Annotated in this window: 10 protein-coding genes; 7 read left to right on the top strand and 3 right to left on the bottom strand. The window is 42.9% G+C overall.

Translation table 11 applies throughout. The features are described 5' to 3' along the window. Positions 1–48 precede the first annotated feature (48 nt). From B9A91_RS16475 to B9A91_RS16470, 3 genes are all read left to right on the top strand, one after another. Complete coding sequence (locus B9A91_RS16475) at positions 49–1,926, top strand: PAS domain S-box protein (protein ID WP_084240103.1); 1,878 nt, start codon at positions 49–51, stop codon at positions 1,924–1,926. 143 nt (positions 1,927–2,069) lie between these two features. Further along, positions 2,070–2,243, top strand: a complete 174-nt coding sequence (locus B9A91_RS24270; protein ID WP_200815680.1) for a hypothetical protein — start codon at positions 2,070–2,072, stop codon at positions 2,241–2,243. Positions 2,244–2,404: 161 nt separating this feature from the next. Continuing rightward, entirely contained in the window at positions 2,405–2,956 is a 552-nt protein-coding gene (locus B9A91_RS16470) for a dihydrofolate reductase family protein (protein WP_084240102.1), read from the top strand. 65 nt (positions 2,957–3,021) lie between these two features. Here B9A91_RS16470 and B9A91_RS16465 read toward each other — a convergent pair whose 3' ends face one another. Then, positions 3,022–3,651: a DUF4142 domain-containing protein gene (locus B9A91_RS16465; protein WP_084240101.1), complete on the bottom strand. Its 630-nt coding sequence runs from the start codon at positions 3,649–3,651 to the stop codon at positions 3,022–3,024. Positions 3,652–3,946: 295 nt separating this feature from the next. On the opposite strand from B9A91_RS16465, the gene B9A91_RS16460 reads away from it, so the two are divergent. Both B9A91_RS16460 and ppsA read left to right on the top strand, forming a co-directional pair. Next, positions 3,947–4,402 carry a MarR family winged helix-turn-helix transcriptional regulator gene (locus B9A91_RS16460; RefSeq protein ID WP_084240100.1) on the top strand — a complete coding sequence of 152 codons (456 nt, stop codon included), beginning with the start codon at positions 3,947–3,949 and terminating at the stop codon, positions 4,400–4,402. Positions 4,403–4,408: 6 nt separating this feature from the next. Further along, positions 4,409–7,039 carry a phosphoenolpyruvate synthase gene (ppsA, locus tag B9A91_RS16455; protein WP_084240099.1) on the top strand — a complete coding sequence of 877 codons (2,631 nt, stop codon included), beginning with the start codon at positions 4,409–4,411 and terminating at the stop codon, positions 7,037–7,039. A gap of 50 nt (positions 7,040–7,089) precedes the next feature. On the opposite strand, the gene B9A91_RS16450 is transcribed toward ppsA, so the two are convergent. Then, positions 7,090–8,367 (bottom strand): OmpA family protein, encoded by a 1,278-nt coding sequence (locus B9A91_RS16450; protein ID WP_084240098.1) that lies wholly within the window; start codon positions 8,365–8,367, stop codon positions 7,090–7,092. Positions 8,368–8,679: 312 nt separating this feature from the next. Here B9A91_RS16450 and B9A91_RS16445 point away from each other — a divergent pair, with 312 nt between their 5' ends. Together B9A91_RS16445 and B9A91_RS16440 are read left to right on the top strand one after the other, a co-directional pair. After that, entirely contained in the window at positions 8,680–9,816 is a 1,137-nt protein-coding gene (locus B9A91_RS16445; protein ID WP_084240097.1) for a sensor histidine kinase, read from the top strand. Beyond that, positions 9,813–10,532 (top strand): LytR/AlgR family response regulator transcription factor, encoded by a 720-nt coding sequence (locus tag B9A91_RS16440; RefSeq protein WP_084240096.1) that lies wholly within the window; start codon positions 9,813–9,815, stop codon positions 10,530–10,532. The genes B9A91_RS16445 and B9A91_RS16440 overlap by 4 nt, the downstream gene beginning before the upstream one ends. A gap of 90 nt (positions 10,533–10,622) precedes the next feature. Here the strand turns inward: B9A91_RS16440 and B9A91_RS16435 are convergent, their stop codons facing one another. Next, complete coding sequence (locus tag B9A91_RS16435) at positions 10,623–11,597, bottom strand: c-type cytochrome (RefSeq protein ID WP_200815679.1); 975 nt, start codon at positions 11,595–11,597, stop codon at positions 10,623–10,625. Positions 11,598–11,778: the final 181 nt, after the last annotated feature.

Below are 11,778 nucleotides of genomic sequence, written 5' to 3'. Positions count from 1 at the left end.
AAAATTAACTAACTTTCGTCTTCCATTCAAAAACTGATTCCCTCTCAGATGATGAAAGAACTAAAGCAGAGACAGGAAAATCCCGCCGTGCGTGAAGAAAAAATCCAGGCATTACAATCACGCGTTGATGAGCTCACAGATTTCATAGAAAATGCCGCCATTCCGCTACACCGGGTAGATAAAAACGGATACATAACCTGGGCCAACCAGGCCGAACTTGACGCATTGGGTTTTAGAAAAGAAGAATACATAGGCGCCCATATAACAGATTTTCATGCAGATCAGCATGTCATAGACGATATTCTGGCCAGGCTCAGCAACAATGAGACGCTACACAATTACCCGGCCAGGCTCAAATGTAAAGATGGCGCTATTAAGCATGTATTGATCAGTTCGAACGTATTGAGAAAAGACGAAGAATTTCTCCATACACGCTGCTTTACCAGAGATGTAACAGAACTGGTAACGGAAATGAACCGTAAGGAGCGTCTGCTGCTCGAACTGGAAGAAAGTGAGGCGCGGATGAAGATGGCGATCAGTTCCACACATATGGGCACCTGGGAATACACACCTGCCGAATCCAACTTATACCTCTCACCCGAGGCGCTCGGCATCCTGGGGTTTTCGCATGGACGGGCTATTGATTATGCCGGCTTTTTAAAAATACTTCATCCAGAGGAAAGAACACGTATCCATCAGGAGTTAAATGCGTCTGTAAAGGCGGTTAGTAATGAAATCTATAGCACAAAATTCAAAATTATAAGGCCCAGCGACCAAGCAGAACGCTGGCTGCACTTACAGGGAAAAATCACCCTAAAATCTGCCGGAGGAAGTACCAGATTTATCGGAACAGTACTGGACATCACCGAGGCAGTATTAGCAGAAGAAAAAAACGCACAGCTACTCGCCATCATAGAATCCAGCAATGATGCAATCATCAGCATCAATCTGGAAGGGCTCATCACCAGCTGGAATGCCGCCGCCGAAGAAATCTTCGGCTTCAGCCAGCATGAAGTATTAGGTACGCCGGCCCACCACATGATCCCTGCTGACAAACAGCAGGAGTTATCCGGATTGCTCAGCAGAGTTGCCGCGGGCGAAGATATACACCATCTGGAAACCAGGCTGCTCACTAAGGATAATAGGACTATCGATGTGGCCATAACGCTTAGCCAGCTTAAAAACCCCGCCGGACACCTCATTGGATTTTCTAAGATCATACGCGACATCACAGAGAAGAAACAAGAAGAACAGCGGAAAAACTCTTTTATTGCCATGGTGAGCCATGAAATCAAAACTCCCATCACTGCGGTAACCGCCTACTTGCAAATGGTTCTCCAAAAGGCCCAAAAAGATCAGGATAGCTTTTATATTAACTTGTTGTCAAGAGCTGATGTGAAGATTAAAAAGATGACAGCAATGGTCCAGGATTTTCTCAACGTCACCAGGCTGGAAGAAGGCAAACTCCAGATCATTAAAAAACAATTTGAGCTTTCATCAATGATCCATGAAGTAGCTGAAGAAGGTCAATTTCTTACCACCAAACACACCATAAATATCCTTGGCTGCGACGATTTGAAGGTGTACGGCGACAAGGAAAAACTAAGCCATGTACTGAGCAATCTGCTCAGCAATGCCATCAAATATTCTCCTAATGGTGGTTATATATTTATCAAATGTGAATCTTTGAATAACAAGGCCAGAATCTCGGTTACCGATCAGGGCGTAGGTATTAAAAAATCAGATCAGAAACGCATTTTCGAAAGGTTCTATCGCGTTAACAATGACCAGGCACAGGCTGCATCTGGCTTCGGTATAGGGCTATACCTGGCTTCAGAAATTCTTGCCCGCCACAATAGCCAACTCCAGATCAACAGCAAGGAAGGCGTTGGATCTACTTTTTTCTTTGATCTTGATATCAGTTAGTCACCCTCTACTGCTCCCGGTCCAAATTGAACAAAAAGAATGAGCCGAAAAATCTTCCAGCATAGTAAATTTAAGTAGCTGAAAAAGCTGGCGGAACCCGAAAAGCCTACACAGAGTAGGGAATCATCATAAATAACCAAAAAATGAAAAAAATTGAACTTAACCAGCTTGGCGTTCAGGAAATGAGCCAAACAGAAATGGCCAATACCCAGGGCGGTGGTCCATTAAACAACTTACTGGGTTTTCTCATCAATCCGGTAACAAATCTGGTTGGCGGATTGGTAAATACGGTTATCTCGCTGGTAAAATCACTTTAATAGGGTGAGCTGAAGCGGAAGGCAGAGTAGACTCACTCCCCTTCCGCTACCTTTGCTTACGGCATCTTTGGCTTAATAGCCCCCTGTTTTTGCCGCAGAATACCCTCAAAATATTTCCCATCCTGGCTTATTTTTGTCCTATAGTCTTAAAAAACAATAGAATGAGAACTGTATCATTTAGTATGAACATTAGCATAGATGGCTACTGTGACCACACTATGTTTAATCCGGCTGAGGATGTATTGGAATACTTCACTGGAACGATGGACGACGTAGACCTGTTATTTTTCGGCCGCGTCATCTACCAGCTTATGTTTCCGTATTGGAGCGATGTAGCGAAAGATCAATCTGGCACAGCCGCTGAAAACAGATTTGCGGAAAGGTTTAGCGCCATTGATCGCGTTGTGGTTTCACGAACCTTGAAAAGCGGCGATGAAAAAACACGTATTCTCCACAGTAACCCTGCAGAAGAGCTGTTGAAGCTAAAACAGCAGCCCGGTAAAAAAATATCGGTAGATAGCATCAGCATGCTTCCGGAATTGATAAAAGCAGAACTTATCGACGAATTTAACCTGGTTGTTCATCCAGGGATCGTGGGGAGAGGGCGGCGATTACTGGATCCGGGAAGCCTTCAGGAAAATCTTAATCTAAAGCTGGACAAGATCATCAATTTCAAATCAGGATGCGTGGCGCTTCATTATTTGAAACAGTGATGCAAATTTAGCTTGTCAATCCCATGCCAGATTAAAATAGAGCTTTCCAGTTGGGATTGATTATATTACTTTTTTTCGATTTTGGAAGGACTGATACCAAGTACATCATCCCCGTTATTCGCATTAGTGACATTAAGGTGTTTACCTATCTCTACCGCCTTTTCATTATGCTGCCGGATAACAGGAAGTGTTTTCGTGGCAAAAGCTTTCAATTCCGGATCAGCCAGATTAGCGCCCTCTGTAAATAACTGCACAGTCCTTTGGTGATCGCCAATCATCATGCGGATGTACTGTACATCAAATGCCCTGTCCTCCAAACCATTCAATTCAGTAATATGATGAGCCATCTCAGCAGGCAAAGTCTGCGGAAGATTAAGCCCCTTCGCTTCTGCAATTGTTTTCAATTCCTGATTTGCCGCGCCATGGTCCTTTAACATCAGGGAAGCAAAATCTTTAACCAATTTATTCCTGCTCTTTTTAATGGCTACACCTGCGGCCTCCACTTCCATCATTCCACCTGTTGCAGCACTCAATGCAAATACTTTACCATCACCGTCCAAATTTGTACCAGCTGTACGAGTTTCAACCCGGTTGATAGTGTCCTTTTCATCCCGCACGTTTCGGTCTGCATTGTTACATGCCTGCAAACCCATGACAAAAAAAAGCGCCCATAGGCCATTCCAATACTTTTTCATAGTTTTAAATTTCTGTCTTTAAATAATCATCAACAATATAGTTCCTTGTAAAACGTGTAAATCAACACACTGAAATCAATATTGTTTAGCTTATCTAAAATCCGATCTCATCCGGATGTGGCTTGCCGTTGTCCTGATCTTCAGGATGCGCTTCAAAATATTCCCGCGCTTTTTTCAGGCCAGTTAGGTTTGTAATATGGCGGATGGTTTTCATTGTACAAATGAAAATTTATTCGCACAAAACATCAGCAAATATTATCTTTGTAACTAAGATAATAAAAACAACTAAGATATTATGAGTAGCGAAGCAGTCAGCCGGATAAGAAAACTAAGCCAGCATTACGCCTATACTTCCATCGAGATGCATGAGCACATTGCCAGAAAGGCAGGCCTTTCAGGTACCGATCAGAAATACCTGGGCTTTTTCCTTACTAAAGGGGCCATGACTGCCGGAGAGCTTGCCGAGGTGACCGGGCTCACCACCGGTGCCGTTACAGGGCTGATTGACCGGTTTGAAAAAAGAAAACTTGTCAAAAGACAGTTCGCAAAAGAGGACAGGCGTAAAGTGCTGGTTGTGCCTGAAACCGACAAAATTATGAAGCTTTTGGCTCCGCTATATAAGAGTTACCGTAGCCGATCAGAAGAATTGATCGCTTCATTTACCGAAGAAGAGCTGGAGATCATTGAAAAGTATTTGCAAAGTTCTATCGGCATCATGAATGAAACAGTTAACCAGATAAAAAATAAATGACGCGACATGAAAAGCAGGAGTGTATATATTGTTGATTTTGAAAATACCGGTAAAACCGCAGTAGATCTGATAGGCGGCAAGGGTGCGAATCTTGCTGAATTGTATCACATTAAAACGCTCCATGTGCCTGAAGGGTTTTGCATAACTACGGAAGCATATAAATCGGTTACCGAAAATAACCCTGCCCTCGATGATTTGCTTGCCCGTTTAGGCCAGCTAAAAGCAACACAGGGCAAAGAGATCAGAGAAACCAGTGAACAGATCCGATGGATGATTGAAACAGCACCCATTCCAGGGCAGATTGAAACTGAAATTACCAGGCAGATTGAGCGATTTGGAAAAGAACAGGCTTTTGCAGTCCGCTCAAGTGCAACAGCAGAGGATTTGCCGGCAGCATCTTTTGCCGGCCAGCAAGACACCTACCTGAACGTCATCGGAAACCATGCTATTTTGGCATCTATCAGTAAATGCTGGGCATCATTTTTCACCGATCGCGCGGTAAGCTATCGGATTCAAAACGGATTTGACCATCGGCAGGCCAGTCTTTCGGTAATTGTGCAAAAGATGGTTTTTGCAGAGGTTGCCGGTGTGTTATTTACTGCCCATCCGGTTAACGGTAACAGAAAAGTTTCCTCAATCGACGCGAGTTTTGGTTTAGGGGAAGCGTTGGTATCGGGCCTGGTTACCGCAGACAATTATCAGGTTATTAATTCGGGCATAATTGACAAACGCATTTCTCAGAAGCGCGTGGCAATGGTGCGTTTGGAAAATGGCGGCACCATACGCAGGGAAATCGATCCAAAGCAACAGGAAGACCAGGCGCTGAGTGATGAGGAGATAATAAAGCTAGAGCAAATCGGCCGAATGATCGAAGCGCATTTCGGCGCACCTCAGGACATCGAATGGTGTTTGGCAAAGGGCCTCTTTCATATTGTACAAAGCCGCCCCATTACAACATTATATCCCGCCCCCCAAGCAGATGATCAGGAAAACCATGTATACGTTTCTGTAGGCCATCAGCAGATGATGACCGATCCCATCAAACCGCTGGGCATGTCGGTATGGTCATTAACGGGCGGGCGTCCCATCTTCAGGTCAGCAGGCGGAAGACTGTTTGTCGATGTTACTGCGAACCTGAGCTCTCCAGAGGGCAGACAAAACTTACTCGACGTTTTAGGGCACTCCGATCCGCTGATTGGAGACGCCCTGAGCGCTATCATTGAAAGGGAGGGTTTTATTAAAAGTCAGGAAAATGACCAATCCAAACACAATCCTGTAAAAAGTCATAGAGGCATGTCTGTAGCAGACATCCTGGCTGAAGCTGGCAATGACCCCAATATTGTTGCAACACTAATCAAAATTAGCGAGCAGTCCTTGTCAGTGTTAAAGCACGAAATGGGACCCCTATCGGGAACGGATGTATTTGACCGAATTCAGGAAGACATGCGGCAACGTAGGCAACTGGCATTCGACCAAAAAAACCTGAGCGTTATTATGGCAGCTATACATGCTTCTGCCTGGATAAATGAAAAGTTGGACGAATGGTTAGGTCAAAAAAACACCGCAGACATTATATCTCTTTCTGTACCGAATAACATCACTTCACAAATGGGAATGGACCTGCTTAACGTTTGTGATGTGATCAGGGCCTATCCGGACATTATCAGATTTCTGGAACAGGCTGATAAGGACGGAAACTTTCTGGATAAACTGGCCCGCTTTGAAGGCGGGGTGAAGGTTCAGCAAGCGATTTCCCTGTTCCTGGCTAAATATGGGATGCGGTGTACAGGTGAGATCGACATCACCAGAACGCGCTGGAGCGAGAAGCCGGGTTTACTCCTTCCGATGCTCCTGAGTAGCATCAGGAACCTGGAACCAGGCGAGAGCAAGCGGAAATTTGAGGAAGGGCGACAGAAAGCCAGCGAAAAAGCACAGGAGTTGTTGAGCCTGCTGAAAGCGCTGCCTGATGGTGAGCAAAAAGCCGGGGAGACAAGGCAAATGATTGAGCTGATCCGTAACTATATTGGTTACAGGGAATATCCGAAGTACGATATTGTTAGCCGTTATTTCGTTTACAGGCAGGCTCTGTTAAGGGAGGCCAATCGATTGGTACAGGATGGTTTACTTCAGGAAAAAGAAGATGCTTTTTATCTCACATTTGAGGAATTCCGCGATGCAGTGCATTCCCATGCCCTTGATTACCAATTGATAGCTAAACGCAAGGCAGAATACCTGCTATACGAGAAATTAACACCACCCCGCGTTATTACTTCGGATGGTGAGATCGTTACCGGGAAGTACAAGCGTGGGGATTTCCCGGCAAAGGCCATTCCGGGTCTCGCGGTTTCTTCCGGAATCGTGGAAGGCCGCGCCCGGGTGGTACTCAAGGTCGAAGATGCCAGTCTTGAAGATGGCGACATCCTGGTCACGGCATTTACCGACCCAAGCTGGACACCACTGTTTTTATCAATTAAAGGCTTGGTTACTGAAGTGGGCGGACTCATGACACATGGCGCAGTGGTTGCACGGGAATATGGATTACCCGCCGTGGTGGGTGTGGAAAACGCGACAAAACTGATCCCAGATAAGGCCATGATCCGCCTGAACGGTTCAGCCGGGTTTGTTGAAATCTTATAACAACACATATTGAAACGTATCCACTTCCGGGCCACAACCAAAACCACTCGTTAGATTTTAACGAACTCTACTCTTCTATTTTCCGCTTTTCCTGATGCGGTTGAATTGTTACCAACGGGTTCGCTTGCACCTTTTCCATCCGTAACAATCTGGTTGTCATCTATACCAAATTCCTCTGCCAAGACTTTTTTTACAGCTACAGAACGTTTTTTAGAAAGCGCAAGGTTTGTTTCTGCTGAGCCATCATTATCAGTATGTCCGACAATTTTAATTTTAATGCCAGGCGATTCTTTAATCGCAGCAGCAATTTCTTTAATAAGACCAAACGATTCAGGTTTGATTTTATCAGAATTGGTATCGAACAAAATGCCATTTGTAACAAAACGCCCCTGTTCTAATAATTTAGATCGTGTATCCGGCTCACCGGCACCGATACGCAGGTTACTTAGATAAAAGGCTGGATAGCCTTCTCTGGTTTTAGCCCCACTAAAAAGTAGTTGATTAAAATTGGCTGGTGTTGCCGCTGCTGTTGGTACGTCAAGCACCTTCTCAGCGTTATACCAAAGCCTTAGCCGCTCCTTTTGTACAGCAATCGCAACATGAATCACTGAGCCATAATTACTTTGAAAGCCTGTCAGGAATATTTTATCTGACTTAAATTTCTGTTTCGCGTTCTCCCTGGAATCAAGAGAAACTACCGCCTTATCATGGCTAAAGGAAGTAGAAAAATAAAGAATATTTTTCAGCGTATAGTTATAAACATCCAGTCGTTTGGCCTTGTCGCCGCGATCGAAAATCTGAAACTGAAGGCCAGGTAGAACTGAGGAAGAATTTAAAGAAAGATTAAGAAAAACATCGAATTCAACAGTAAAATTCTCTGGTAATTTAATTGTAGGCGAAAGGAATTGCCCGGAATTAAACTGAAGCCATTTACCCTGCTGCGCATCTAATTTCACGACCTCGGCCGATCCTGATGTAAACCATTTCAGCGGAAATTCACCGATGACGTCCTGCTCGAAATTATCATAAAGCAGCGTTTTTTCACCGGGTATAAAATCAAATTTGGTATAAGAGGCTGCTAATTTTCCGGACTTGGAACTCTCCGAAACTTTCTCCCCTTTTGGCTCGTCCTGGGCAGCATTCTTTTTTGCCTTTGCAGATGGGTTGCCATCAATTGCTTTTTCAGCTTTCTGCGTACTTTTCTTAATCAACAAATCACTACCGGCATTTGCAGCCTTTTCAGCAAGTCGCTTAAGAAATCCCTGACTGTGAGCGGTCATGGTCATTGCCTGAATCACAAGCACTAATAAAAATAATCGTTTAAACATTTTCTAAGGAAATTAATTACGACTCAAAGAGCGGAAACATGCAAATCAGTTAAAATCTTTACATGCTCACTAACACGAAACAGGGGTCAGAAAATCGCAAACATACCTTATAGTCCATAAAGCGTTCATATACTGAATTTCGTCTGCCTAATCTCTGATCTCCCTGCGTTATCGGTTATTCGTCGTCAAACATCAGTTGTCTATCGACATCAAGCGTTGATAACAGGCAAGTCATTCTAGAAATGACTTGCTATGATTATCTTTATAGCATAATGAATGCTATAGTAAATAAAGGACAAATTATATTTGTCAATGGGTCATAAAAAAGTTTGGCATTTACGCGAGCAGATTCTTCCGCATTTGCTTTTTTGGATAAGCTGTACAGCATGTCTTACTGTCCTATTTACCGTAGGCCTTCCAAGCTATACCATCGGTTTTTCTTTGGTAATGATGCTTTTGCCTGTGCATATCTTATACTTTTATACAGTCCGCAATATTTTGATCCCCAAATTTCTATTTAAACGACGTTGTGTGCTTTTGGGGATTTCTTTAGTATTGATCATGAGCCTTTGTGCTTTACTGTATCGGCTAATTGAAATCATATTCGCTGATCCATATTTATATGAAAAACTCAGGCGGTTCAACCCTACGTTTAAGTGGAAGAAGATCGAAGGAAGCTTTTCCCAACAGCTTTTCAACAAGCAATATATGATACATGCGCTTGAGCAATCTAATTCGGTCGTTTGGATAGGATTGGTTATTAAGTTCGTAGGAATGTGGTTCGAAAGAAAACAGGTTGCATTATCCTCAGAACTCAACTTTCTCAAAGCTCAGATTCACCCCCATTTTCTCTTTAACACACTAAATAATCTATATTCATTGACGCTCAACAATTCTCCGAATTCCCCTGCTGTTGTCCTCGGTCTTTCCGAGATTCTTCGTTATATGCTCTATGAGTGCAATAGCGATTTGGTACCGTTAAAAAGAGACATTGAGATTATTAAAAGCTATGTCACACTGGAAAAAATAAGGTACGAAGACCGGTTGGATCTGAACCTGAACATCAGCGGTGATATTTTAAACAAGTCAATCGCACCGCTCCTGATGATACCGCTGATAGAAAATGCTTTCAAACATGGAGCCAGTGAAATGACAGAAGACGCATGGATCAATATTGATCTGGACGTTCAAGGAAACAGGCTGAAATTCAAAGTATCAAATGGACAGCCAGCTAAGAAAGCCAATGATTCCAGAAGCCATTTTGAAAAAATCGGAGTAAGTAATGTAAGAAAGCGGCTTGAACTGATATATCCAGGCTCCTATACTTTTACCATTTACGATGAAGAAGACATTTATGTAGCTATCCTGGAGATAATCTTAGATAGCCAGCTTTTACCTACGGTTAACAAAAGGGATAAGCATAATGACCAAATTAACAAGGTATCATGAAGATAAAAACACTTATAGTGGATGATGAACCACACGCCATTGAGGTAATTGAAAAATACATTGAGGACTTTGCAGAAATTGATCTTATAGCAAAATGTAATACCGCTATACAGGCATTTCAGATTCTTCAAAAAATCAAAATAGATCTTATATTTTTGGATGTAAAAATGCCGGGCCTTTTAGGCACGGATTTGGTTAGGTCACTCAAAAATCCCCCTAAGATTATTTTTACTACGGCTTACCAGGACTATGCCTTAGAAGGTTTTGACCTGAACGCTGTTGACTATTTATTGAAACCTATACCATTTGATAGATTTCTAAAAGCTATGGACAAGGTTTTTGACGCTTATAAAGTTAACCATCACAGAGTCGGTATGGAGCAGGTGCCTGAACCGAAAGGCGACAACTTCCTTTACTTAAGGGTTGAACGAAAAATGGTTAAAATCAATGTTAATGAAATATTCTGGATGGAAAGTCTTAAGGATTACATCAAAGTTGTATTAAAAGATAAAGCCCTGGTTAGCAAGCAGAAAATCAGTGTGCTTGAAGAGTTGCTCCCTGAAGATAAATTTGTGCGAATTCACCGCTCATTTATTGTAGCAATCGATAAGGTCGATAGTTATCATGCTTATGCTATTGAGATTCTGGGTAAAGAACTGCCTATAGGCCGTAACTATAAGGCAGAATGCCGTAAAAAACTAATGTCAATCAGTTGATATTTCTTTCTATTGCGGGTTGACCTCTCTTCATATCCTAACATTAATTTGATATCGAACATCTGCACTTATCGTATCATTTTTTTCTTATTATTTGGTATAGGTCCTGACAATTACTTTGTTGTTTTGTTTTTTTAGTGTTTTTAAGTAGGCAAAAACAGCACCCAGATCAGTTTCGGTCATGCCACCGTACATTGTCCATGGCATAGGAGAATTTAATTCTCCTTCAGCTAGTTTTGGTGCTTTAGAATCAGCATTGGCATGTGCTTTGAACCTGCTAACAAACATGTCTTTGGACCAGGTTCCTATTCCGGTAGCTTTATCCGATGTAATATTGGGTGCGCGTATCACACCAGCGGGTTGGATAAATTCCATTCCACCTCCAAATTCGCTGCCCGCTACTATCATGCCTTTTTCCTGCTTGCTATGGCAATCTACGCATCCTGCAGCATTAACCAGGTAAGCTCCATAACGTATTGTATCGGAAATTGCCGGTATATCTGAGTGTTCCGGCTTCGTTGGCCCGAGTTTATTTAAGAGATTAACCGGAAAATCCAGTTCGGGCAATGGCGTTTCGTTTTTAATTGGTTTAAGTGTTCTTAAATAAGCGATAATGCTGAGCACATCGTCTTCACTCATCTTTCCAAAGCGCTGGTAGCCCATTATAGGAAAAAGAGCATGCCCATCTTTACCTACGCCTGAGGTGATGGCACGATAAATTTCGCCATCAGTCCAGGAAGAGAGTTTGTATGGCGTAAGGTTCGTTGAATAGATATCGCCCGGAAACCCTGCCTTTTTATCAAAGTGTTCTCCTCCACGTCCTTCACTGCCCGGCACTATAGGGCCACCAAATGCACTCCAGTCACGAGTGCTATGACAATCCATACATACTGTCACATGGTTCGCAAGATACCTTCCGCGTTCAATTCTTTGAGTGGTTTTCTCCACTTTAAGTTCAGGTGCAACACCGACATTCGGAAGGGCAAAATTTAGATATAGACCAGATGTAAGCCCGAGCAAAATAACAAAGGCAAGGGTTATGCCCAGTACTTTTAAAATTTTCATAATGAGTTGTTTTTAAGAAATCAAAATTCAGCAAAAGCTAGCTGTTCCACACTGTTCATCGATAAAAGGCACATTAATGTAGATAGAAGTCTTTCTTTGCTTGATGAACGGTTTTTTATAGGTCCTCCAGAAAACAAGCCCACTCTTCCGTGCAGGAATATGTTATTCATGTTCACCTCAA

The organism is Pedobacter africanus, from assembly GCF_900176535.1.
Taxonomy (GTDB): Bacteria; Bacteroidota; Bacteroidia; order Sphingobacteriales; family Sphingobacteriaceae; genus Pedobacter; species Pedobacter africanus.
This window is presented reverse-complemented; position numbering and strand designations above follow the sequence as displayed.